This window comes from Pseudomonas sp. KnCO4 (assembly GCF_045344305.1).
GTDB lineage: Bacteria > Pseudomonadota > Gammaproteobacteria > Pseudomonadales > Pseudomonadaceae > Aquipseudomonas > Aquipseudomonas anuradhapurensis.
This window is the reverse complement of sequence record NZ_CP174199.1, coordinates 4,219,255-4,242,307: the sequence shown is the minus strand read 5'-3', so window position 1 is coordinate 4,242,307 and position 23,053 is coordinate 4,219,255. Positions and strand designations below refer to the sequence as shown.

19 protein-coding genes are annotated in these 23,053 nt (G+C 67.1%); 7 read left to right on the top strand and 12 right to left on the bottom strand.

All coding sequences use genetic code 11. From position 1 onward, the window contains the following. Positions 1-7: 7 nt before the first annotated feature. The 12 genes from ACJA3S_RS19685 to tssA form a co-directional block, all read right to left on the bottom strand. A complete protein-coding gene (locus ACJA3S_RS19685) occupies positions 8-442 on the bottom strand; it encodes a DcrB-related protein (protein ID WP_170031714.1) in 435 nt (144 codons plus the stop codon). Between the two features lie 11 nt (positions 443-453). Beyond that, positions 454-2,391, bottom strand: a complete 1,938-nt coding sequence (locus ACJA3S_RS19680; protein ID WP_170031711.1) for a type VI secretion system tip protein VgrG — start codon at positions 2,389-2,391, stop codon at positions 454-456. 11 nt (positions 2,392-2,402) lie between these two features. Next, on the bottom strand, positions 2,403-5,078 hold the full coding sequence (gene tssH / locus ACJA3S_RS19675; protein ID WP_406819692.1) for a type VI secretion system ATPase TssH: 2,676 nt from the start codon (positions 5,076-5,078) through the stop codon (positions 2,403-2,405). Continuing rightward, on the bottom strand, positions 5,071-6,087 hold the full coding sequence (gene tssG / locus ACJA3S_RS19670) for a type VI secretion system baseplate subunit TssG (protein ID WP_200627371.1): 1,017 nt from the start codon (positions 6,085-6,087) through the stop codon (positions 5,071-5,073). The genes tssH and tssG overlap by 8 nt, the downstream gene beginning before the upstream one ends. Further along, the gene (gene tssF, locus ACJA3S_RS19665) at positions 6,084-7,946 is read right to left on the bottom strand and encodes a type VI secretion system baseplate subunit TssF (RefSeq protein ID WP_406819691.1); all 1,863 of its coding nucleotides are present in this window, start codon (positions 7,944-7,946) and stop codon (positions 6,084-6,086) included. The genes tssG and tssF overlap by 4 nt, the downstream gene beginning before the upstream one ends. Beyond that, positions 7,943-8,458, bottom strand: a complete 516-nt coding sequence (tssE, locus tag ACJA3S_RS19660; protein ID WP_170031699.1) for a type VI secretion system baseplate subunit TssE — start codon at positions 8,456-8,458, stop codon at positions 7,943-7,945. The genes tssF and tssE overlap by 4 nt, the downstream gene beginning before the upstream one ends. Then, complete coding sequence (locus tag ACJA3S_RS19655) at positions 8,452-8,892, bottom strand: hypothetical protein (protein WP_406819690.1); 441 nt, start codon at positions 8,890-8,892, stop codon at positions 8,452-8,454. Before ACJA3S_RS19655 ends, tssE begins: the two co-directional genes overlap by 7 nt. Continuing rightward, positions 8,889-9,329, bottom strand: a complete 441-nt coding sequence (locus ACJA3S_RS19650) for a type VI secretion system amidase effector protein Tae4 (protein WP_170031693.1) — start codon at positions 9,327-9,329, stop codon at positions 8,889-8,891. The genes ACJA3S_RS19655 and ACJA3S_RS19650 overlap by 4 nt, the downstream gene beginning before the upstream one ends. Positions 9,330-9,400: 71 nt before the next feature. Beyond that, positions 9,401-9,889 (bottom strand): type VI secretion system tube protein Hcp, encoded by a 489-nt coding sequence (locus ACJA3S_RS19645; RefSeq protein WP_200627376.1) that lies wholly within the window; start codon positions 9,887-9,889, stop codon positions 9,401-9,403. Positions 9,890-10,074: 185 nt separating this feature from the next. Next, positions 10,075-11,571, bottom strand: a complete 1,497-nt coding sequence (tssC, locus tag ACJA3S_RS19640; RefSeq protein WP_170031687.1) for a type VI secretion system contractile sheath large subunit — start codon at positions 11,569-11,571, stop codon at positions 10,075-10,077. An 11-nt stretch (positions 11,572-11,582) separates the two neighbouring features. Continuing rightward, positions 11,583-12,098: a type VI secretion system contractile sheath small subunit gene (gene tssB / locus ACJA3S_RS19635; protein WP_133331716.1), complete on the bottom strand. Its 516-nt coding sequence runs from the start codon at positions 12,096-12,098 to the stop codon at positions 11,583-11,585. Between the two features lie 72 nt (positions 12,099-12,170). After that, on the bottom strand, positions 12,171-13,208 hold the full coding sequence (gene tssA / locus ACJA3S_RS19630; RefSeq protein ID WP_406819689.1) for a type VI secretion system protein TssA: 1,038 nt from the start codon (positions 13,206-13,208) through the stop codon (positions 12,171-12,173). Between the two features lie 395 nt (positions 13,209-13,603). Here tssA and tagH point away from each other — a divergent pair, with 395 nt between their 5' ends. Genes tagH through ACJA3S_RS19595 form a run of 7 tightly spaced genes read left to right on the top strand, consistent with a single transcriptional unit; the run spans position 13,604 to position 23,053 of the window. Then, positions 13,604-14,977: a type VI secretion system-associated FHA domain protein TagH gene (tagH, locus tag ACJA3S_RS19625; RefSeq protein ID WP_406819688.1), complete on the top strand. Its 1,374-nt coding sequence runs from the start codon at positions 13,604-13,606 to the stop codon at positions 14,975-14,977. Between the two features lie 39 nt (positions 14,978-15,016). Next, positions 15,017-15,514 (top strand): type VI secretion system lipoprotein TssJ, encoded by a 498-nt coding sequence (tssJ, locus tag ACJA3S_RS19620; protein WP_406819687.1) that lies wholly within the window; start codon positions 15,017-15,019, stop codon positions 15,512-15,514. A 15-nt stretch (positions 15,515-15,529) separates the two neighbouring features. After that, positions 15,530-16,864, top strand: coding sequence for a type VI secretion system baseplate subunit TssK (tssK, locus tag ACJA3S_RS19615; RefSeq protein WP_406819686.1), 1,335 nt, complete (start codon positions 15,530-15,532; stop codon positions 16,862-16,864). A 6-nt stretch (positions 16,865-16,870) separates the two neighbouring features. Beyond that, positions 16,871-18,178 (top strand): DotU family type VI secretion system protein, encoded by a 1,308-nt coding sequence (locus tag ACJA3S_RS19610; RefSeq protein ID WP_406819685.1) that lies wholly within the window; start codon positions 16,871-16,873, stop codon positions 18,176-18,178. Next, on the top strand, positions 18,175-21,684 hold the full coding sequence (gene tssM / locus ACJA3S_RS19605; protein ID WP_406819684.1) for a type VI secretion system membrane subunit TssM: 3,510 nt from the start codon (positions 18,175-18,177) through the stop codon (positions 21,682-21,684). The genes ACJA3S_RS19610 and tssM overlap by 4 nt, the downstream gene beginning before the upstream one ends. Further along, positions 21,681-22,337 carry a type VI secretion system-associated protein TagF gene (tagF, locus tag ACJA3S_RS19600; RefSeq protein ID WP_406819683.1) on the top strand — a complete coding sequence of 219 codons (657 nt, stop codon included), beginning with the start codon at positions 21,681-21,683 and terminating at the stop codon, positions 22,335-22,337. Before tssM ends, tagF begins: the two co-directional genes overlap by 4 nt. Beyond that, the gene (locus tag ACJA3S_RS19595; protein WP_406819682.1) at positions 22,334-23,053 is read left to right on the top strand and encodes a PP2C family protein-serine/threonine phosphatase; all 720 of its coding nucleotides are present in this window, start codon (positions 22,334-22,336) and stop codon (positions 23,051-23,053) included. The genes tagF and ACJA3S_RS19595 overlap by 4 nt, the downstream gene beginning before the upstream one ends.

The following is a 23,053-nucleotide window of genomic DNA, read 5'->3' as shown; positions in this document are numbered from 1 at the left end:
CTCAGGCTCAGCCCAGGTTGTCGAAGTCGAGCGACTGCTTGATGGCTGCCCAGTGCGCTGCTTCGGCCGCGCCCAGCGGGCTGGCCTTGACGTAGCTCAGGGCAAACATCTTGCGCGTGCCCGGCAGCACCAGGGCCAGCTGGTACTGGTGGACCTTTTCCTGGCCCTTGCTGAACTGGCTGCTCAGCTCGATGGCGGCGATCGCCTGGTCGGCACCCACCTGCACGGCCTGGGCGGGCTGCATGCGCAGGTCCTTGACCTGTTGCTGCAGGCGCTGCAACTGGCCGTCGAAATTGCTCTGCAGGGTCTCGCCCTCGGCCAGCAGGCTGCGGCTGATGATCAGCGAGGTAGCCAGGGCCTCGAAGCGCAGGATGTTGATGCTGCTGTCCTGCACGGCGGCATCGGGCAGGGCCAGGCGGAATTCGTTGACGCGATAACTCATGACAGGTCTCGTTACTGGTCGGAGCCGGAGAAGATCGCCTTCACCGAGTCGTCGATGGTCTTTTTCACACCCTGGTTGTCGGGTGCGGTCTGCGCACCGCTGCCGACGTTCAGGTCGAGGGTGCCGTCGGTATTGATCTCGCCGTTCTGCTTGGCATGGAAGCTGAACTGCTCGCAGCTGATGTTGATCTGGCCGCTGGCGTTGAGCTCGATCACGCTCTTGCCACAGACCAGCCGCAGGTTTTCGCCGACCTCGATCAGGTAGCTGGTGCTGACGCTGTCGGTCTTGCTGGCGCCGACCAGCAACATGTCGTCGCGGCGCACGGCACGGATGCGGTCCTGGCCGATGGTGATGGTTTCCAGCATGCCCACCGTCTGGGTGCGGTTGATGCCGACGGCCAGTGTCTCGCACTGCTCGACCACGGTGTCCAGGTTGCGCTCGGCATGGATGTACAACTGCTCGGCGCCTTTCTTGTCTTCCATGCGGATTTCATTGAAGTTGGCCGGGCTGCCGCCCTTGCTCGAACGGCTCTTCATGCCGCTTTGCGTGGCATTGGCGGGCAGGTCGTAGGGCACGCTCTGTTCGGCGTTGTACACGCGGCCAGTGATGATCGGCCGGTCGGGGTCGCCTTCGAGGAAGCTGACGATCACCTCCTGGCCAATCCGCGGGATCTGCATCGAGCCCCAGTTCTTGCCCGCCCAGGCCTGCGATACGCGGATCCAGCACGAGCTGTTCTCGTTGGACTGGTCGTGGCGGTCCCAGTGGAAGTGCACCTTCACCCGGCCATACTGGTCGGTCCAGATCTCCTCGCCAGCGGGGCCGACCACCACGGCGGTCTGCGGGCCCTTGACGATCGGCCGCACGGTGCTGCCCTGCGGGCGGAAACTCTGCTGGGCGTCGATGCAGCTGAGGTTGCTCTCGAACTGCGCGGCGCCGCTGCCGGTGCCGCTTTCCAGGCGCTCCTGGTGCACGTAGTAGCGTGCGCCGACGATCAGGTATTCGCGGTTCTGGTCCTGGCGGGTGAAACCGCTGAGGCTGAACAGGTGGCCGCTGCCCAGGCCGCGGGCATTGCCGCGCAGCTCGACCCGCTCGTGCAGGCTCTGCAGCGACTCCAGGCGCGTGCGCGCGTAGTGCTCGCCGTCCTGGCTTTGCTGGTAGGCGCCGGGGTAGTCGTACAACGGGTAGTCACCGGCCTGGTGCGGGCGCGGCATGGCCGAGCGCACGTCGATGCGCGCGCTGGGGCGCTGGAAGTCATAGTCGTTGAGCTCCAGCGACCCTGGCTGCACTTCCTGGGCCAGGTGCCAGTCGTTGATGTGGTCACGCTCGCGGTGCTGCCCGTCCGGCGGGTAGTAGGGCACGCTTTCGTAGCCAGGCATCTGCGGGTGCGCGCCGTAGGCATCGGCCAGCACCAGCACGTGGCGCTGCGCTTCATGGCGGAAGAAGTAGTAGATGCCTTCCTCTTCCATCAGCCGGCTGACGAAGTCGAAGCTGGTCTCGCGGTACTGCACGCAGTATTCGCGTTCGCGGTAGCTACGGCTGAGGGCATCCTCGAAGTCGGAAAAGCCCAGGTCGCGGAACACCTGCTTGATGATCTGCGGCGCGCTCAGGTGCTGGAAGATGCGGCAGTCGCTGGTGCGGGTCAGCAGCCACAGCCACGGCCGCAGGGTGACCCGGTAGCTGGCGAACTGGCCCTGGTCCACCGACTGGCTGCAGCGGGCGACGATGCCGTGGAAGTAGCGTGAGGTGCCGAGGCTCAGCTGCACGCTCAGGCTCATCGGCTTGCCCAGCAGGGCATTGAGGTCGATGGCCGGGTCGTCGCTGGTCAGCTGCAGCTCATAGTCGAACAGGCGGCCGAGCTCGTCGCTGCCGCCCATTTCGGCCAGGATCAGCTTGTCCGGCCCCAACGGGCTGTTGATCTGCGCCAGGCGCGTGAACTGCGTGAACAGCATGGTCGGTCCTGTCAGTCGGCTGCGCCGAAGTCATAGTGCAAGTCATTGTCGCGGCGGCTGATGCGCACACTGGCCAGCGGCTTGCCTTCGAGCATGCGGGTGAGGAACTCGCGGCTCATGTCCGGCAGCAGGCCGTTGGTGAGGATGGCGTCGATCATGCGGCCACCGCTTTCGGTTTCGGTACAGCGCGAGACGATCAGCTCCACCACCTCGTCGTCGTAGGCAAAGCCGACCTTGTGCGTGCCTTCCACGCGCTTGCGGATGCGCTCCAGCTGCAGGCGGGTGATGGCCTTGAGCATGGCGTCGCTGAGCGGGTAGTAGGGGATGGTCACCAGGCGCCCGAGCAGCGCCGGCGGGAAGATGTCCAGCAGCGGCTTGCGCAGCTGGCTGGCCACCGCCTCCGGGTCGGGCAGGGCCTGCGGGTCGCTGCAGGTGCGCGCGATCAGTTCGGTGCCGGCGTTGGTGGTGAGCAGGATCAGGGTATTGCGGAAGTCGATCTGACGGCCTTCGCCATCCTCCATCACCCCCTTGTCGAACACCTGGAAGAAGATCTCGTGCACGTCCGGGTGGGCCTTTTCCACCTCGTCCAGCAGCACCACGCTGTACGGCCGACGGCGCACGGCCTCGGTCAGCACGCCGCCTTCGCCGTAACCGACGTAGCCGGGCGGGGCGCCCTTGAGGGTCGAGACGGTGTGCGCCTCCTGGAACTCGCTCATGTTGATGGTGATCAGGTTCTGCTCACCGCCGTACAACGCCTCGGCCAGGGCCAGCGCGGTTTCGGTCTTGCCCACCCCGGAGGTACCGGCGAGCATGAACACGCCAATCGGTTTGTTCGGGTTGTCGAGGCCGGCACGGGAGGTCTGGATGCGCTTGGCGATCATGCCCAGCGCATGGTCCTGGCCGATGATGCGCTTGGCCAGCAGGCTGTCGAGGTTGAGCACGGTCTCGATCTCGTTGCGCGCCATGCGCCCCACCGGAATCCCGGTCCAGTCGGCCACCACCGAGGCGACGGCCTGGTAGTCCACGGTCGGCAGGATCAACGGGTTCTCGCCTTGCAGGGCGCCCAGGCGCTGCTGCAGGTCGGCCAGCGTTTCGCGCAGCTCAGGGTTGCCTGGCAGCGCAGCGTCCTGGTCGACCACCCCGGCTTGCTCGCGCAATTGGGCGCGGGTGGCCAGCAGTTGGTCGACCAGGGCCTTCTCCTCGGCCCAGCGGCTTTCCAGGGCGGCCAGGCGTTGACGCTCCTCGGCCAGCTGGCTGTCGGCCTGGGCCTGGCGCTGCCCGGTGGGCACGCCAATGGCGGCTTCACGGGCGATGATCGCCTGCTCGACTTCCAGCGCCTCGATGCGGCGGCGGCTGTCGTCGACCTCGGCCGGCACCGCGTGCAGGCTGATGGCCACGCGTGCGCAGGCGGTATCGAGCAGGCTCACCGACTTGTCCGGCAGCTGGCGCGCCGGGATGTAACGGTGCGACAGCTTGACCGCGGCCTCGAGGGCTTCGTCGAGGATCTGCACCTGATGGTGCTGTTCCATGGTCGAGGCCACCCCACGCATCATCAGCAGGGCCTTGGCTTCGCTCGGCTCGTCCACCTGCACCACCTGGAAGCGGCGGGTCAGGGCCGGGTCTTTCTCGATGTGCTTCTTGTACTCGGCCCAGGTGGTTGCCGCCACCGTGCGCAGGCTGCCACGGGCGAGTGCCGGCTTGAGCAGGTTGGCTGCATCGCCGGTACCGGCGGCGCCACCGGCACCGACCAGGGTATGGGCTTCATCAATGAACAGGATGATCGGCTTGGGCGAGGCCTGCACATCCTCGATTACCTGGCGCAGGCGCTGTTCGAACTCGCCCTTCATGCTGGCGCCGGCCTGCAGCAGGCCGACGTCCAGGCTGCGCAGCTCGACATCCTTGAGCGCCGGGGGCACGTCGCCGGCGACGATGCGCAAGGCGAAGCCTTCGACCACGGCGGTCTTGCCGACACCGGCCTCACCGGTGAGGATCGGGTTGTTCTGCCGACGGCGCATGAGGATATCGACCAGTTGGCGGATCTCCTCGTCACGGCCGACGATCGGGTCGAGCTTGCCGCTGCGGGCCTGTTCGGTCAGGTCGACGGTAAAGCGCTTGAGCGCTTCCTGCTTGCCCATCGCTGCCGGCGCCACGGCGCCGCTGGCTTCGCCAGGCTGCGCGGCACTGAAGCCGTCGGTGGCGCCCAGATGGTTTTCCGGCGAGTCGCCGACGTATTCACTGAAGCGTTCGCTCAACGCCTCGACCTTGAGCTTGGCGAACTCGCTCGACAGCCCCAGCAAGGCATGGCGCAGGCTCGGAGTCTTGAGGATGCCGACCAGCAGGTAGCCGCTGCGCACCTGGCTTTCACCGAACATCAGGCTGCCGTATACCCAGCCGCGTTCGACCGCCTCTTCAACCTGCGAGGACAGGTCGGTGATCGAGGTCGAACCGCGTGGCAGCCGGTCCAGGGCGTCGGTCAGGTCGCGCGCCAGGCGCGCCGGCTCGACATCGAACTGGCGCACGATGCGGTGCAGGTCGCTGTCCTGCAGTTGCAGCAACTGGTGCAACCAGTGCACCAGTTCGACATAGGGGTTGCCCCGCAGCTTGCAGAACACCGTGGCGGCCTCGATGGCCTTGTAGGCAATGCTGTTGAGTTTGCCGAACAGCGCGGCGCGGCTGATTTCACCCATGGTCCTGGTTCCTTGTGTGGTGGGCGGCGGCCGGCTGGTCGGCATAGTAGCGGGCCAGCTTCAGGTCGCGTGCATCGTGCGGAGGGTGGCCGAGCCAGGTATCGAAACCCAGGCGTTGGCCGGCATTGAGTTGCAGCGCAGGTACCTGGTCCTGCGCGAGGATCAGGTTGAGATCCCAGTCCAGTTCCTGGCCCAGGTATTCGGCGACCCATGCCGCCAGCTCGACGAAGGCCTGCCCGCCAGGCAGCAGGGCGTGGTACTGGTCGAGGCTGAGCGGGCCGAGGCACAGCCGGAACTTGTGCTGGCGGTCCCAGACGTAGCGGCCCAGGCACAGGTCCACGCCCAGGCGGTTGGCGCGCACGCCGAGCTGGCTGCGTTCGGGCAGTTCAAGCCACTGGCCGACGTATTCTTCCAGGCGCACCGGCACGCCGAAATACCCGGCCAGGATGCTGCACAGGCCGTCCGGGTAGCGGGTTTGCGCGCTCAGGTGGCCGGACCAGTGCAGTTTGGCGGTGTCGGCCAGCGCGCCCTGGCCCTGCAGTTCCGGCTGGCCACGGCCACTGAGCGCGGCCAGGCGCGCGGCCCAGTAGTCGTCGCCCGGGCGATCGTGGCTGACCGTCGGGCGCGCTTCGGCCCAGGCGCGGTAGAACAGGCTCAGCAGGCGGTGATGGAACACATCGAGAAACGCCTTGCTGGTGGCGTCGGCATGGTTGCGCTGGCGCTCGCGCATGTATTCGGTGAGGTGCAGCGGCAACGGCCCATTGGGGCCACCGAGGCCGAAGAAGAACTGCTCCAGGCGCGCCGGCTGCTCGCCGTCGGCGCTGACCGAGGCCAGGGTCGCCGGGGCGAACCCGCAGTCCAGGCGCTGGCCCAGGCGCACCGGCTCGTCGGCCAGGCGCAGCGAATGGCCGAAGCGTGGCAGCTCGGGGTACTGCGCCTCGAGGCGGCGCAGCGCCTGGAAGAAGTCGTACGCCCAGGGCTCGTCCTGCATGGCCTGCAAGGTATTCATAAGGTCGGCCTGCGCCCCGGTTTGGCCGCCCAGCGCATGATCTCGCCACGTTCACTGGTGCGCAGTACCGTTTCGGTGAAGCTGTTGATCGACACATAGCGGGTCAGGAAGCGTTCGAACACCGCGCCGAGCAGGAACACGCCAGTGCCGCGGAAGGCGTTTTCGTCGAAGGTCAGGGTGATCTCCAGGCCCCGCCCGAAAACGATCGGCCCGGGCATCGGCAGGCGCCGCGTGCAGGGTTTGCTGCTGACCTCGCGCAGGCCGTCGATCTGCAGGTTCAGCGCGCTGTCCTGCGGGTCGCCATACAGGCGCAGCAATTCGCGCAGGGCGGCGGCGCCCTGGCCGTGCTCGGCCAGCGACAGGTAGTTCAGCGACAGCTGGCTGATCAGGCGCCAGGCACGGTTGTCATGGGCATGGCTGGCCTTGGGCCGGCTGGGGCCGGCCAGGCAACGCACACCAGCGACCGGTGCGCTGTCGGCCAGGCTGAAGTCGCTGCGCCCGTCGCCAACGTTCATGAACAGGGGCAGGTCGCGGTTGCTGCACAGGGCGCTGATACCGAGCTGGCGCAGGTCGTGGCGGTAGGGCGCCTGCTGGCCGTCGACCAGGCTGATGAACGTCTCGCTGCCCATGTAGCTGGAGCGCGTACCGTTGCGGCGCTGGTCGCTGGACAACACGCGCGGCTCGCGGCGCACGATGTAGTAGGCCTGGTCGCGGCCATAGCGCGACGGGTCGCGCACGGCGTAGAACGGCAGGAATTCCTGGTCCGGGCCGGTGCCGTGGCCGGTAACGCGCTGCAGCGAATGGATCTCGAAATCGGTGGGCCGGGTACGGTCGGCGATCACGTGGTGTTCGTGCACCCGGTCGGTCAGGTGCAGGCGGTCGACCCGCCGCGGGAACAGGTTGATCGCCGGGGTGCAGAACGGCACGAACTGGTCGGCACCGACGCTGCTCTCCAGGCTCTGCTCGAAACGCTCGAACAACACCAGCACTTCCAGGGTCTGCCCGGTGCAGCGCTGGACCGCCCGCTCCAGCCCGGCGAAATCGACGAACAGAAAGCGCTGCGGCAGGGCGAAGTATTCCTGCAGCAGGCGGTAGCCCTGGAAGGCCTGGGGCACCACCGGCAACGCTGCTTCGCGGTCGTCGAAGCCACACGGGCGCAGCGCCTGTTCGACGGGAATGCGTTCTACCCAGTCGGCGCCAGGTTGGCGCACGAACACCGCGCAGGCGCTGCCCAGCAGTTGCTCGTAGAGGCGGAACGGCGTCTCGTCGGCGCCGTTGAGGTACAGCGGCAAATGGCTGAGCGGCAAGCTGCAGAACGGCAGCTCGGCGCCACTGCGCAGGGTCAGGCGCAGGCCGGCGCGGGCCTGTGGCACGCTGCCGGCCAGGCGCCCGAGCACCGCGCCGGGGTTGCCGAAGTACTCGGCGCGGGCCACCTGCAAGGGCCACAGGGTCACGTCCTGGGTGCTGCGGAACTCGCACGGGGTTTGCGAGTTGCGCCCCAGGTTGGCGCGCAGCACGCTGTCGCGCGGCAGGCGGAAACCGGCCGCCAGCGAGCCCTCGTCGGGGTCGGTCTGCAGTTGCACCACGGTCATCGACGGGGTCGGCGCCAGGTAGTGCGGGTAGGCGATTTCCAGCAGGTTGTGGGTGAAGGTCGGGTACTCGGCGTCCAGCTTCAGCTGCACCCGCGCGGTAAGGTAGGCGAAGCCTTCGAGCAGGCGCTCGACGTAAGGGTCAGCACACTCGATCCCGGACAGCGTCAGGCGCCCGGCGATCTTCGGGTACTCCCTGGCGAACTCCGCGGCGCTTTCGCGAATGTGCTGCAGTTCCTGGTTGTACAGCTCGAGCAGGCGCGGGTTCATGCACGCCTCCGGCGTTCGGCCGGGGCCACGCGTACGTGGCCGGACTCCAGGTCCACCTCGGTTTGCAGCAGCAACGGCAAGGCCGCCGGCTGGGCCCACAGGTCGCCCTCGATCTCGAAACTCAGGGCGTTGGCATTCATCTCGCCGGGGGCGGCCTGGGCACGCACCTTGAGGGTATGGGCGAGAATACGTGGCTCGTAGGTGGCGATGGCCTGGTGGATGATGCGCTCCAGGGCGGCCAGGTCGATGTTCGAGGCGCTGTTGCCGGCCAGTGCCGGCAGGCCGTAGTTGATCACCGACGCACCGGCCGGGGTGCCCAGGGTGGCGGCGCTGTCCAGCAGCGAGGTGGTGTTGAGCAACCAGGCAAGGTCGCGCAGTACCGAGGCCTTGAGCTGGTGCAGGCTGAGCACGCGTTTGTCCGGGGCCTCCTGCGGGTTGCCCGGGTCGTCGTCGGTCAGACGGTCCAGCAGCGAGGGCTGCAGACGGTCGCGGGCGGCAATATCGGCTACCACTCGAACAGCCCCACGAAGTTCTTCTGGTCTACAGGGCCGTTCGCACAGCTGCCGCCATGGGCCACGATGGAAGGCTCCAGGCGCTCGCCCAGCTGGCGCACGGCCTGGTACTGGCTAGCGCAACGGCCGGGCTGCGACGGGTCTGGCTGCACATGGCTGACAATGATGATCTGCGCGCCATTGAACTGCTCCACGCGCGGCTTGCCGCTGGCGCGCTCGGGGCTGAGCTGGCAGGGCCAGGGCATGTCCAGCTGCAGCAGCGAGGCATCGGCCTGGCGCAGCGCGCAGCGGCCCTGGTGGTTTACCAGCGCCAGCTGCTTGCCGCCAAGGGTTACTTCAGGCGCCACGCTCGACGACGGAGCAGGGGCCTGTGCACAGGCATTCAGGGCGAACGCGACCAGCAGGGCCGGCAGGGCTTTGCACACACGGTTCATTTCAGCTCCCAGAACCAGACGGCCTTGGAACGATGCGCCTGGTCGGCGAAATAGCCCGTGACCCGGCCTCGGTCCCACAGGTCGATGTGATCGCCGGTACGGTTGTCGAAGGCCTGCCCGGCACGGGCAAAACAATCCTTGAAGAAGATGATGCCGCGCTTGTCGCTGAGCTTGAGGCGGTCGCTTGCGCTGCCACTCAGTTGCAGCGGGGCACCGAGATGGTGCTTCCACAGCCAGTTGGCCAGCGACTCGGCGCCCCGGGCATGGCCATGGGCACAGCGGGGTTCGCTGTAGGTGCCGGCATTCACCTTGATGGTGTGTTCGCCATTGAGCGCGATGCTCATGCGAATGGCGCACTGGTTGTCCCAGCCGCCGTCGCAAGGCGAGGAGTCGGTTGGGTAGGCATTCCAGAGGTTGATGAAAGAAGGCTTGGCCATGGGTTTCACCGTGAGCGGGTGAGAGTAGGGGAAGGCGCCCGCGCCAGCCAAGGCGGCGCAGGCGCGGTCGGTCAGATCTTGACGTTGGAACGGATGTTCCAGCCGTACTTGATCGGGCCGCCTTCCTTGGTGCCGTCGGCTTTCTGCGGCTGATAGTCGACGGTGACCTTGGCGAAGTTCAGGGTCACGTTCTCGGTCAGGCGGTCGTCGCTGCCCGAGCCACCGGTGCTCAGCGAGCTGATGATGACCTCTTCGAGGTTGATGATCAGGTACTCGACCTGGCTCTCGCCGCCGGCCTTGCGCACGGTCAGCTTGACCTTGTCGATGTGCTTGCCGCTGGAGCAGTGGGCCATCAGGTTGGGGGTCGACTTGTCGATGTACTTGGTGATCGACAGGTCCTGGATGTTGACCTTGCCCGAACCGCCACCGCTACCCATGTGCATGTTGCCGGACTGGGACATGCCCCAGCTCCAGTTGAGCACGTCGATTTCGTCCTTGTGGCCCTTGTCGTGGGACTCGCCCTTGATGTCGCCGATCTTGATGAAAATATCTACAGCCATGATGTCCTCGGTATTACGCGTCAGGTTGGCGGTTTGCTGCAGTTGGGGCTGCTGCGCAGCCCTGTCGCGACGCCATGCCGCTCCTGCAGAAGCTGCGTCGGTCTCTCACTCAACACACGACATCGGCCCACTGTGCAGGAGCGGCCGCGCGTCGCGAAAGGGCCGCAGAGCGGCCCCAAAGTGGGTCAGGCACCCTTGGCCGAAGGCAGCTTCGACACCAGGCGCAGCGACACGGTCAGCCCTTCGAGCTGGTAGTGCGGGCGCAGGTAGAAGCGCGAGTTGTAGTAACCCGGGTTGCCTTCGACGTCCTCGACCACGACCTCGGCTGCGGCCAGCGGGTGCTGGGCCTTGGTGGTCTCGGTGGAGTGCGCCGGGTCGCCGTCGACGTAGTTGAGGATCCAGTCCTGCAGCCAACGCTGCATCTCGTCCTTTTCCTTGAACGAGCCGATCTTGTCGCGAACGATGCACTTCAGGTAGTGCGCGAAGCGGCAGGTGGCGAACAGGTACGGCAGGCGCGCGGCCAGGTTGGCGTTGGCGGTGGCGTCCGGGTCGTCGTACTCGGCCGGCTTCTGCAGCGACTGGGCGCCGATGAAGGCGGCGAAGTCGGTGTTCTTCTTGTGCAGCAGCGGCATGAAGCCATTCTTGGCCAGCTCTGCTTCGCGGCGGTCGGAAATGGCGATTTCGGTCGGGCACTTCATGTCCACGCCACCGTCGTCGGTGGGGAAGGTGTGCGCCGGCAGGCCCTGCACCTCGCCACCCGACTCCACGCCACGGATGCGCGAGCACCAGCCGTAGTACTTGAACGAGCGGTTGATGTTCACCGCCATGGCATAGGCGGCGTTGGCCCAGGTGTACTTGCTGCTGTCGGCGCCATCGGTGTCTTCTTCGAAGGCGAACGCCTCGACCGGGTCGGTCTTGGCGCCGTACGGCAGGCGTGCCAGGAAGCGCGGCATGGTCAGGCCGATGTAGCGCGAGTCTTCGGACTCACGCAGCGAGCGCCAGCCAGCGTATTCCGGGGTGGTGAAGATCTTGGTCAGGTCGCGCGGGTTGCTCAGTTCCTGCCACGAGCCCATGCCCATCACGGTCGGCGAGGCAGCGGCAATGAACGGCGCGTGCATCGAGGCGCAGATCTTCGACATCTCGCCCAGCAGCTCGACGTCGGGTGGCGACTGGTCGAAGTAGTAGTCGCCGACCAGGCAGCCGTAGGGTTCGCCGCCGAACTGGCCGTATTCTTCCTCGTACAGCTTCTTGAAGATCGGGCTCTGGTCCCAGGCGGTGCCCTTGAATTTCTTCAAGGTCTTGTGCAGGTCGGTCTTCGAGACGTTGAGCACACGGATCTTCAGTTGCTCGTCGCTCTCGGTGTTGTTGACCAGGTAGTGCAGGCCGCGCCAGGCGCTTTCCAGCTGCTGGAAGTCGTTGTGATGGATGATCTGGTTGACCTGGGCAGTCAGCTTGGCGTCGATGGCGGCAATGATCTGCTCGATCGAGCCAATGGCATCGTTGGACACCAGGTTGGTCTGCGCCAGGGCCTGCTCGGCCAGGGTACGCACGGCGCTTTCGACCGCTTCCTTGGCACGTTCGGTCTTGGGTTTGAATTCCTGCAGCAGCAGGTTGGCGAACTCGCTCGGGTCCTGGGTGGCTGCGGCCGGCTGGGCCTGGGCGTCGCGCAGTGGATCGTTCATGGGCTGTCTCCTCAGGCCTTGGGCTCGTTGTCGGCGGGTTTCGGCGCGCTGGCCAGGGCCTGCAGCAGGGCCGGGTCCTTGATCGCCTTGAGGATGATGTCCTCGGCACCGGTCTTGCCGTCCATGTAGGTCAGCAGGTTGGCCAACTGGGTGCGGGCCTCCAGCAGCTGGTTCAGGGCATCGACCTTGCGTGCCACGGCGGCCGGGCTGAAGTCGTCCATGCTCTCGAAGGTAATGTCCAGGCTCAGGTTGCCTTCGCCGGTCAGTTCGTTGGGCACGTTGAAGGCCACGCGGGGCTTCATCGCCTTCAGGCGCGAGTCGAAGTTGTCGACGTCGATTTCCAGGAACTTGCGCTCGGCCACTGCTGGCAGCGGCTCGGCCGGCTTGCCGGCGAGGTCCGAAAGCACGCCCATGACGAACGGCAACTGGACTTTCTTCTCGGCGCCGTAGAGTTCGACGTCATATTCGATCTGCACCCGTGGCGCACGGTTGCGCGCGATGAATTTCTGGGAGCTGTCTTTCGCCACGTTGTTCCTCCTGGTCGCCGGTGTGGCGGCGCTGTTCGTTGCGGGCGTCGGTGTTGATGCGGGCCGAGGACGTCAGTTGTCCTCGGGGCCGCGCAGGTTCTCGAATTGCGACCAGCCATCGGGGATCAGGTCGCGAACAATGGTTGCGAAATCGGCATTGACCAGTTTCTTCGCCCGGTGCAGCAGCACCGGCAGCGGGCTCGATGGCTCGTGGCGGGCGTAGTACTGCAGCAGGCGGTCAAGGCTCTGCTGCACGTCTTCGCGGCTGTTGACTTCGCCAGGGCGGGCAGCGGGCCGTGCGGTCGGGGTGGCACTGGCGATCAGCGGCTGCGGGTCATCGTGCTCGGCGGGCGGTGCGTCAACGGCTTGCGCGGCCGGGCCGGCACCGTCGGGGCAGTAGTCAGCCAGCACCTGCTGCACCTGGCGCAGCGGCTGGCGCAGGGCCGACAGGTCGATGCCACGCTCCGAGCCGACCTGGTCGTTGACCCGGCTTTCGATGGCGTCCACCGCCTCGCGGGCCAGCCGCAGCGCCTCCTGGCACTGTTGCACCTGGTCGGCGTCAGCGTCACGCAGGGCGGCGGCCAGTTCCTCGGCGCTGAGCTGTTCGCTGGCAAAATGCTGTACGCCTGCGGCGTGCAGGGCCGCGCGCAGGGTGACCGGGCCGAAGGCGCGCGAACGCACCAGCACGGCATCGCGCAGCAGCGCGATATTGGTATCGCAGGTGAGGCCGGCCAGGGCATTGACGCGTACCGTGGGGTCGTTGTCGTCAGCGGCGTCCAGTTGCGGGTGCAGGTGCAGCCAATACTCGCCGAGCAGGTCGCGGATCAGCTCCAGGCTGGCGGCCAGCCCCGGCAGGCCGTGCAGGGCCAGGTTGGCCTGCAGCAGGAAATGGGTAATGCGCAGGTCCTTGCTGCGTTGCAGCAAGGCCGTGCTGGCTTGCTCGATATCGCGCCACTGTGGCGGTTCGGCAGGCTGGATGGCATCGCCCATGACGCGCTCGGGGCGGCCCTGGGCGTCACGCTCCAGTTGCAGAAACTCGGCGTCATATTCGAGGTCATCGCCGCAGGGGAAGTCAGCGGAAACAGCGGCGAGCAACGGCGATGCGTTCACCAGAATTCGATCTCCCTATCGGCCCTTGGTGAGGGCGTGTTGTTGTGCGAAGTTGCAAGTGTGAACTGGCGCACAAACTTTCCAAAGAGTGCCGGCGTGATATCACAATGATATTGTTTTGGCACTTCGAAGTTGCGCATTTATGGTTTATTTATTCGCGAGTGTCAAGGTAAGCTACGCGCCCCCGAGTGTCACTTGTGACTTCGTTGGCAGTAACCGAGCACCACTCGTCCGGTTCCCTTCGGCTGGCCTCGGCAGCGGCGTTGCATACCCGTCGTATAGTCGGTGCTTTGCGCGAGACCCCCGATAATCAAGGGGTGCAGCAATATTTGAGTGGCTGCGGAAAATAGCTCGAATGGACGGATCGACGTTTAAAACGGATGCAAGGAGGCATGATGGCACTTTGCCTAACTATCACCAGTTACCACAAGATTACCCCGGGGCAATGCCCGGAGATGCGGCTGGAAACCGGTGCCATCACGCTTGGCCGTTCGGCGGACAACGACTGGGTACTTCCCGACCCGGAGCGGTTGGTATCGGCCAGGCATTGCATGATCCAGTTCAAGGACGGGCGGTATTATCTAACCGATGACAGTACGAACGGTGTGGAATTAGTTCGCGCCGGTATTCGCCTGCGTCGCGGTAACAGTGAACCGCTGATGGATGGCGAAGTTATCCGCATCGGTGAATACGAAATTCAGGCGCGCATCGACGCGAGCTTGCCCGGCAGCCTCGATGGCGAACCCCAGGCGCACAGTTTCGAAGCGCTGATGGCCAACCAGGTAGCGGCTCCGGTAGTCCCCGCCCCGGCGATTTCCGGTGCGCCGGCTGCATTCCTGCAAGGCGCGTCGAACCACGACACGCTGCCTGACCTGTTCGACTTCCTCGGCCCCGCGAGCGTGCCGCCAGTCAGCCAGCCCGACCATGTACCGGCCCAGCAGCACGACTTTCGTCCGCCAACCCCGGTGATCCCGGCTGCGCCGGCCGCCGCTGCAGCGCCGGGGATGATCCCGGAAGACTGGGACCTGCTTGGCTCGACCCCGGCACAGGCGCCAGCCGCGACCTTGCCACCGCTACCGACAGCGCCAGCGGTGCCAGCGGCACCGGCAGTTCCTGCACAGCCGGCGGCGAGTGCAGCGGTCGCGCCAGCGCCCGTTGCAGCTGTAGCGGCCGCGACCAGCGACGCATTGCTGCAGGCCTTCCTGCGTGGCGCTGGTATCGAGCACCTGCGCATCGACGCCGCCGATGCCGCCGCCCAAATGGAGGCCATCGGCCGCAGCTACCGCTTGATGGTCGAAGGCCTGATCGACGTACTGCGGGCGCGCAGCAGCCTGAAGGGCGAGTTTCGCATGCAGCAGACGACCATCGCCCCGGTGCAGAACAACCCATTGAAATTCGCCCCCAATGCCGACGAGGCCTTGCTGCTGTTGCTGCGTCACGGTAACCAGGCGTTCCTGGCGCCGGACCAGGCCGTGCGCGAGAGCTTCGATGACTTGCGCGCCCACCAGCTGGCGGTGATGGCGGGCGTGCAGGCGGCGATCAAGCACCTGCTCGGCTGTTTCCAGCCGGCGCGCCTGGAGCAGCGCCTGGCCCCTGCGGCCGGGCTGGCCAAGCTGTTCGGCGGCTCGCGCCAGGCGCACTGCTGGCAGCAGTTCACCGAGCTTTACGGGCAAATCTCCCGCGAAGCCGAAGATGATTTCCAGGAGCTGTTCGGCCGCGAATTCGCCCGCGCCTACGAGGCCCACAGCAGCCGTTCGCCACGTAGCTGAGCACGCCCGGGAAGACCACCGTACGTCATGAGGACAAGGATGAAAGCAATACGACTGGTCGCGGCCCTGAGCCTGCTGCTGCTCGGTGCCTGCAGCAAGGACGAGGCCGTTGCCCCCGTCGCCGACAAGGCTCCGGCCAGCCCGGCGGTGACCCTGTATTTCAGTGCCGCCGCCGGGCTCAACCCGGGCCCTGGCGGCACGCCTGCGCCGGTACGGGTGCGCCTGTACGAGCTGAAGAACAGCGCGGCCTTCGCCCGTGCCGATTACTTCGCATTGGCCGAGCGCGCCCAGGCCACCCTCGGCGCCGACCTGATCGACCAGGACGAAGTGCTGTTGCAGCCGGGCGGGCAACTGCGCCTCGAACGCCCGCTCGATCCCGCCACTCGCCAGGTCGGCCTGGTGGTCGGCTATCGCGAGATCGACCAGGCCCAGTGGCGCAGCGTGCTGCCAGTGCCGCCGCGCGACTATCAGATCAGCCTCGATGTGCGCGCCGTGCGCAGCGCCGTGGCCACCCCCCAACCTGAACCTGCCCGCTAGGCAATCGGAGTCCCCATGTCCTGGAACAATCGCGTGGTCTGGTCGGAAGGCATGTTCATCACGACCCAGCACTTCCAACAGCATGATCGCTACCTCGAACACTTGGTCGATACCCGCAGCCGCCCGTTGAACGTAGCCGCCTGGGGCTTCTCCGAGCTGCTGCTCGACCAGGGCCTGCTGGCCCAGGGCAAGGTGGCGATTCTCAGCGCCCGCGGCTTGCTGCCCGACGGCACGCCGTTCGACATCCCTCGCGACGACCTGCCGCCGGCACCGCTGGAAGTGCCCGACGAGCTGCGCGACGGCGTGCTTTACCTGGGGCTGCCGCTCAAGCGGGCCGGGGCCCGCGACACCGTCGACGAAGGCGAGGCGGTGGCTGGCGCCCGCTACATCAGCCGGGTCAGCGAAGTGCGTGACGACAACGCGCCGTTCGAAAACCGTGCCCCGCTGGCCCTCGGCAGCCGCGCCCTGCGCCTGTTGCGCAGCGAGGATGGCCTGAGCGACTACGCCGCCCTCGGCATGCTGCGCATCCGCGAAAAACGCGCCGACCGCGCGCTGGTGGTGGATGACAGCTACATCCCGCCGGTACTCGACGTGGCGGCCAGCCAGCAGCTTTCCGGTTTCTGCGGCGAGTTGCTGGGCCTGTTGCACCAGCGTGGCGAAGCACTGGCTGGCAGGGTGGTCGCCTCGGCCAATGGCGGCGCGTCGGAGATTGCCGATTTCATGCTGCTGCAACTGGTCAACCGCGCCCAGCCGCTGGTCGAGCACTTCAACCAGCTGAGCCCGCTGCACCCCGAGCGGCTGTACAGCGAGCTGGTGGCGCTGGCCGGCGAGTTCGCCACTTTCACCCGCGATGGCCGGCGCCCGCACAGCTTCCCGGTCTATCAGCACGACGACCTGGCGGCGACCTTCGCGCCGGTGATGGCCGCCTTGCGCGAAGCCTTGTCGACCCTGATCGACAGCAAGGCGGTGGCCATTCCCATCGTCGAGAAGGCCTACGGCATCCACGTCGGCATGCTCGCCGACCGCAGCCTGCTCGACAGCGCCAGCTTCATCCTGGTGGTGCGCGCCGACGTCCCCAGCGAGACCCTGCGCAGCCGCTTCGGCCAACAGAGCAAGATCGGTTCGGTGGAGCACATCCGCGACCTGGTCAACCTGCAACTGCCGGGCATCGGCCTGCTGCCGTTGCCGGTGGCGCCACGGCAGATTCCGTTCCATGCCGGCTCCACCTACTTCGAGCTCGACCGGGGCAGCGAGCACTGGAAGCAGTTGCAGCACTCGGGTGGCTTTGCCTTCTACGTCGCCGGTGAGTTCCCCGGCCTGAGCCTGGCCTTCTGGGCCATTCGAGGTTAACCCGCGATGCACCCGGACGATCCGCAGGCCAACGACCGTACCCAGTTCATGCCGCGCCCCGGTGGCCGCGCAGCCCCGCAGCCTGCCGCGGCAGCGCCGCAGCAGCCGCCATTGCAGGTGCCAGCCGACCCCCTGGCGCCTGGCCAGGGCGTCGGCCTCAACCCGCTGGAGCAGGCAGCCGGGCCGTTGCTGGCCTTGCTTACCCGCCTGCGCAACACCATTGCGCATTCGGCGCCGGCCAGCCTGCGCGCGCAGTTGCTGGCCTATCTGCGCCAGTTCGAAACCCGCGCCGAAGCCGCCGGGGTGGTGCGCAACGAGGTGCTGCTGGCGCGCTATGCGCTGTGTACCGCGCTGGACGAGGCGGTGCTCAGCACGCCGTGGGGCAGTGCCAGCGACTGGAGCCGGCAGAGCTTGCTGATCACCGTGCACAACGAGGCCTGGGGCGGCGAGAAGGTGTTCCAGCTGATGGAGCACTGCCTGCAAAGCCCGCGCGAACGCCTCAACCTGCTGGAGCTGTTGTACCTGTGCACCAGCCTCGGCTTCGAAGGCCGCTACCGGGTCATGAACGATGGCCGTGCCCAGCTCGAAGCGCTGCGCGAGCGCACTGCGGCGGCGATCCGCAGCGCCCGTGGCGAGCGTGAGCGTGAACTCTCGCCGCACTGGCGCGGGGTGGCGGTCAGCCGTGACCGCCTGGCCCAGTTCGTGCCGCCCTGGGTGGGCCTGGCGGTGGCCGTGGCGCTGCTGTTGCTGTTGTTGTTCGGCCTGCGCCTGAAGCTGGCCGCCGATGCCGAGCCGGTATTCCGTGGTATCCACGCGCTGGGTGAAATCCCGGTGCAGGCCATGGACCGCCCGGTGCTGCAGCCCAAGCCGGTGGAGCGCCCGCGCCTGGCCGGCTTCCTCGCCGAGGACATCAAGGCCGGCCGGGTCGCCGTCGAAGACGCGGTCGATCGCTCGGTGGTGACCATTCGCGGCGACGAACTGTTCGCCAGCGCCAGCGCCAGCATCAAGGGCGATTTCCAGCCGCTGATGCTGCGCATTGCCGAAGCGCTGGCCAAGGTCAAGGGCAACGTCCGGGTCACCGGGCACAGCGACAACCAGCGCATCGCCACGCTGCGCTTCCCGTCCAACTGGGCGTTGTCGCAGGCGCGCGCCGAAGAGGTCAAGGCCATCCTCGCCGCGCGCACCGGGCAACCCGAGCGCTTCAGTGCGCAAGGGTTGAGCGACACCGAGCCGCTGGCGTCGAACGACACCGCGCAGGGCCGGGCGAAGAATCGCCGGGTTGAAATCACCGTTCTGGCGGAGGGCGTCGAGTGAAGGCGTTTTTCAGTTTTGTCATTCGCTGGGTAATCCCGCTGCTGGGCCTGATCGCCCTCAGCCTGATCATCTGGTTCGTCGGGCCGTTGCTGGAAATGCTGGCGCCGCCGACGCCACGCTGGTTGCTGATCATCCTGCTGTTCGCCCTGTGGGGCGGCTACCGCGCCTGGCGCATCGTGCAGGCACGCCGACAGGCGGCCAAGGTCATGCAGAGCCTGGCCGCAGAGACCGCCCCGGACCCTGCCAGCGTGGCCACCAGCGAAGAGCTGGCGGCGCTGCGCCAGCGCATGGACGAGGCCCTGGCCCTGCTCAAGAAAGCCCGCCTGGGCGGTGACGAACGGCGCAACCTGTACGAGCTGCCGTGGTACGTGATCATCGGCCCGCCCGGCTCGGGCAAGACCACCGCGCTGGTCAATTCGGGCCTGCACTTCCCGCTGGCCGCGCAACTGGGCGAGGGTGCCATCCGTGGTGTCGGCGGCACGCGCAACTGCGACTGGTGGTTCACCGACCAGGCCGTGCTGCTCGACACCGCCGGCCGCTACACCACCCAGGACAGCCACGCCCAGGTCGACAAGGCGGCCTGGCTGGGCTTTCTCGACCTGCTCAAGACCCAGCGCTCGCGCCGCCCGATCGACGGCGCATTCATCGCCATCAGCCTGTCCGACCTGCTGCTGGGCAGCGATGCCGAGCGCGCCGCGCATGCCGTGGCGATCCGTACGCGCATCCAGGAACTGTACAGCCAGCTGGGCGTGCGCTTCCCGGTGTACCTGATGCTGACCAAGCTCGACCTGGTGCCGGGCTTCATGGAGTTCTTCGACAACCTGGGCAAGGACGAGCGTGCCCAGGTATGGGGCATGACGTTCCCGCTGGACACCCTCGAACAGGGCGGTGACGGCCCGTTGGCACAGTTCGACAACGAGTTCGGGTTGCTCGAACAGCGCCTCGGCGAGCGCCTGGTCGAACGCCTGCAACAGGAACGCGACCCGGCCCGGCGCGACCTGATCTACGGCTTCGTGCAGCAGTTCGCCGCCCTGCGTGGCAACCTCAAGCTGTTCCTCGACGGCATCTTCAAGCCCAACGCCTTCGAGGCGCGGGCGTTGCTGCGCGGTGTGTACTTCACCAGCGGCACCCAGGAAGGCAGCCCGATCGACCGGCTGATCGGCAGCATGGCGCAGAGCATGGGCCTGGACCGCGCGCACCTGGCACGCCAGAGCGGTAGCGGGCGCAGCTATTTCATCGAGCGGCTGTTCACCGCGGTGGCCTTCGCCGAACGCGGCCTGGTTGGCAGCAACCCCAAGGTGGAGCAGCGGCGCCGCTGGATCGCCCGGGGCGCGCTGGCCCTGAGCGTGGCTCTGGTGCTGCTGGTCGGCACCTTGTGGACCCTCAGTTACCGCGCCAACCAGCAATACATCGCCGAGGTCGACAGCCGTCTGCAGCCGCTGGGCAAAAGCGTGCAAGGCCTGAGCCCCGCGCAGCGCAACGTGGTCGACGTGCTGCCGTTGCTCAACGCCGTGCGCCACCTGGCCGACGACCCACCCAGCTGGGCCGAGGGCCTGGGCCTGTACCAGGGCGACATGCTCGAAAGCGAAGCGCAGAGCCTGTACCGCAAGCTGCTGATCGCCATCTTCGCCCCGCGCCTGGTCACCCGCATCGAGGAGCAGCTGTATGCCGGCGGGCCCTCCGATTACCTTTACGAAGGCCTCAAGGCCTACCTGATGCTGGCCGATGCCGAGCACTACGACCCGGACTTCATCAAGGCCTGGATCACCCTCGACTGGGAGCGCCAGTTGCCTCGCGACCTGGCGCCTGACCTGCGTCAGGCCCTGGAGCAGCACCTGGCGGCGCTGTTCGAGAAACGCCCGCCGAATGCACGCCTGGACCAGCGCCTGATCGACGATACCCGTCGCCAGTTGCAGCAACTGCCGGTAGCCCAGCGGGTGTACGACCGGGTCAAGCGCCAGAAGCTGCCCAACGGGGTCGACGACTTCCGCGTCAGCGACGCTGCCGGGCGCGATGCCGCCCTGGTGTTTCGTTTCAAGAGCGGCAAGCCGTTGAGCGAGCCGCTGCCGGGGTTGTTCACCGTGCAGGGCTACCGCCAGGTATTCCTCGCCGCCAGCCTGGCGCAGAGCACCACCCTGGCCGAGGAACGCTGGGTACTGGGCCGCGCGCCGGGCGAGGCGGGCGATGCCCGGCGCCTGGCCGACGATGTGCAGCAGCTCTACTACCAGGATTACATCCGTCACTGGGATGCCCTGCTCGACGACCTGGACTTCGTGCCGATCACCAGTGTCGGCCAGGCCGCTGACGTATTGCGCGTGTTGTCCGGGCCGACCTCGCCGATGAAGCAGCTGCTGCAGGCGGCGGCCCGTGAAACCAACCTGGCGCAGCCGACCACCCTCGACAAGGCCCAGGACAAGGCCCAGCAGGCCGGTGTCGACCAGCTGCGCCAGCGCCTTGGCGGGCTGCTCGGCGACGCGCCGCTGCCGGTCGACAGCCCCGCTGCACGCACGCAGGACCCGGTGACCGCGCACTTCGCCGAGCTGGCCACGCTGGTCGGCAGCGGCGAAGGCCAGCCCGCCGCCATCGACGGCTTGCTCACCGACCTCAATGCGCTCTACGTGCAGGTCAGCGCCATGGTCGGGGCCAGCGGCGACGCCTTGCTCGGCGAGGCCAAGAACCAGGCCCAGGCCGCGGCGCAACGGGTGGCCCTGGGCGCGGCACGCCAGCCCAAGGTGGTGCAGAACCTGGTCAGCTCGGTACTTGGCTCGACCCACGGTATCGTCATGGGCGGGGTACGCAACCAGCTCAATGCCGCCTGGGCCAGCGAAGTGCTGAATGTCTACCGCCAGTCGCTCAGCGGCCGCTACCCGCTGGTGGCCGGCAGTGCGCGTGACGCCACGCTGGAAGACTTTGGCCAGTTCTTCGGCGTCGGCGGGGTGATGGACAACTACTTCCGCAAGTACCTGCAACCCTACGTCAATACCTCCAGCACACCGTGGAGCTGGCAGCCGGGCGCGGCGCAGAAGCTGGGCATCGGCAGCAACGTGCTGTACACCTTCCAGCGCGCGGCGACCATCCGCGATGCCTTCTTCCGCAGCGGCAACGGCCTGCAGCCAAGCGTGCGGTTCGAACTCAAGCCGGTGGCGATGGACGCGAGCATCACCCAGTTCCTGCTCGACCTCGACGGCCAGCAAGTCAGTTACGACCACGGCCCGAGCCGCCCGGTGGCGCTGCAGTGGCCCAACCCCAACAGCATCGGCGTGGTCCGCCTGTCGATCGCGCCGCCAGCGGCCAGCGGCCGTTCGGGGCTGACGGTGGAAGGCCCATGGGCGTGGTTCCGCCTGCTCGACCAGTCCGACCTGGTGGCCGGCAGCTCGCCAGAGCGCTTCAACCTGCGCTTGCGCGTGGATGGCGCCAGCGTGTCCTACGAGCTGCGCGCCAGCAGTGCCTTCAACCCGTTCCGCAGCCGAGTGGTCAGCGGTTTCAGCCTGCCGGAGCATCTGTGAACGACGTCGGTTTCTACGGAAAACTGGCCTGCCGCGGCGACTTCGTCAGCCGCGGCTTGCCGCAGACCTTCATCCAGCCCTGGGACCAGTGGCTGGCCGCCGGTATCCAGGCCAGCCAGCAGGCGCTTGGCGAGGGCTGGCTACAGGCCTACCTGGTCAGCCCGTTGTGGCGCTTTGCCCTGGCACCCGGGGTGTGTGGCCCGGATGCGGTGGTCGGCGTACTGATGCCGAGCATCGACCGGGTCGGGCGGTATTTTCCGCTGAGCGTGGCGCAGGTACTGGAACCCGGCGTGGCGCTCGCCGGCATCGTCGGCGGTGCCGATGACTGGTTCGAAGCGGTCGAGGCGGCGTTGCTGGGCACGCTTGACGCGGATGCGTCGTTCGAGCGTTTCGAGGCGGCCTTGCAACCGTTCAGCCAGGCCTGGCCGCTGCTGCAGGGGCCCCGGGTGACCGTGGGCGGGTTGCAGCGGCTGGACGGCGTTACCCCGCAGGGCCGGGCACTGGCCCTGGCCGAATGCGCCTGCCAAGGCATGAGCCTGTGGTGGGGGCAGGGCAGCGAGCGAATCGCCCCTGGCCTGCTGCGTAGCCAGGGCCTGCCGCGCAGCGACCAGTTCGCCGCGTTCCTGCTCGGCAGCGAGGCGCAACCCGCATGAACCGTGTGCACTACAGCGCGGCCAGCTACAGCCATGTGGGCATGGTCCGCAAGATCAACGAAGACGCCTGCCTGGAACTGACCTGGGATGGCCTGTGGGCCGTTGCCGACGGTATGGGCGGGCATGCCGCCGGCGACTACGTGAGCAGCCTGGCGGTGGACAGCCTGCGCCAGTTGCCGCTCATCGATGGGCTGGAGGATTTCACCCAGGCCTTGCGCGACACGCTGGCCCAGGTCAACCACGCCGTGCGTGAGGAAACCCTGCGCCGGGGTGTTGCGATGATGGGCAGCACGGTGGTGCTGCTGGCCGCACGCGGCGACCGGGCCGTGGGCTTGTGGGCCGGTGACAGCCGCCTGTATCGCTTGCGTGCTGGCCGTCTCGAGCGCCTGTCGCATGACCACAGCTACGTCCAGGAACTGCAGGACAGCGGCCTGCTCAACGAGGCCGAAGCGCGCGTGCACCCGCGCGGCAACATCGTCACCCGCGCCATCGGCGTGGAGGACCAGCTCGAACTGCAGGCGGTGAACCTGCAGGTACAGCCCGGCGATACCTACCTGCTGTGCAGCGATGGCTTGAACAAGACTGCCGAAGATCACGAGATCGCCGACGTGCTCGGCCACGCCGACCCCTACCAGGTGGTCCGCAGCCTGGTGCACCTGGGGCTGACCCGTGGCGCCCCCGACAACATTACCGCCGTGGTGGTGAAGGCGAATTGA

Bases quoted from the DNA above. Each gene is read 5' to 3' on its own strand.
- ACJA3S_RS19645 (WP_200627376.1), bottom strand. From the start codon at position 9,889: ATGGCTGTAGATATTTTCATCAAGATCGGCGACATCAAGGGCGAGTCC.
- tssH (WP_406819692.1), bottom strand. From the start codon at position 5,078: ATGGGTGAAATCAGCCGCGCCGCGCTGTTCGGCAAACTCAACAGCATT.
- tagH (WP_406819688.1), top strand. From the start codon at position 13,604: ATGGCACTTTGCCTAACTATCACCAGTTACCACAAGATTACCCCGGGG.
- ACJA3S_RS19650 (WP_170031693.1), bottom strand. From the start codon at position 9,329: ATGGCCAAGCCTTCTTTCATCAACCTCTGGAATGCCTACCCAACCGAC.
- tssF (WP_406819691.1), bottom strand. From the start codon at position 7,946: ATGAACCCGCGCCTGCTCGAGCTGTACAACCAGGAACTGCAGCACATT.
- ACJA3S_RS19685 (WP_170031714.1), bottom strand. From the start codon at position 442: ATGAGTTATCGCGTCAACGAATTCCGCCTGGCCCTGCCCGATGCCGCC.
- ACJA3S_RS19680 (WP_170031711.1), bottom strand. From the start codon at position 2,391: ATGCTGTTCACGCAGTTCACGCGCCTGGCGCAGATCAACAGCCCGTTG.
- ACJA3S_RS19595 (WP_406819682.1), top strand. From the start codon at position 22,334: ATGAACCGTGTGCACTACAGCGCGGCCAGCTACAGCCATGTGGGCATG.
- ACJA3S_RS19655 (WP_406819690.1), bottom strand. From the start codon at position 8,892: ATGAACCGTGTGTGCAAAGCCCTGCCGGCCCTGCTGGTCGCGTTCGCC.
- tssG (WP_200627371.1), bottom strand. From the start codon at position 6,087: ATGAATACCTTGCAGGCCATGCAGGACGAGCCCTGGGCGTACGACTTC.
- tssJ (WP_406819687.1), top strand. From the start codon at position 15,017: ATGAAAGCAATACGACTGGTCGCGGCCCTGAGCCTGCTGCTGCTCGGT.
- tssC (WP_170031687.1), bottom strand. From the start codon at position 11,571: ATGAACGATCCACTGCGCGACGCCCAGGCCCAGCCGGCCGCAGCCACC.
- tssK (WP_406819686.1), top strand. From the start codon at position 15,530: ATGTCCTGGAACAATCGCGTGGTCTGGTCGGAAGGCATGTTCATCACG.
- ACJA3S_RS19610 (WP_406819685.1), top strand. From the start codon at position 16,871: ATGCACCCGGACGATCCGCAGGCCAACGACCGTACCCAGTTCATGCCG.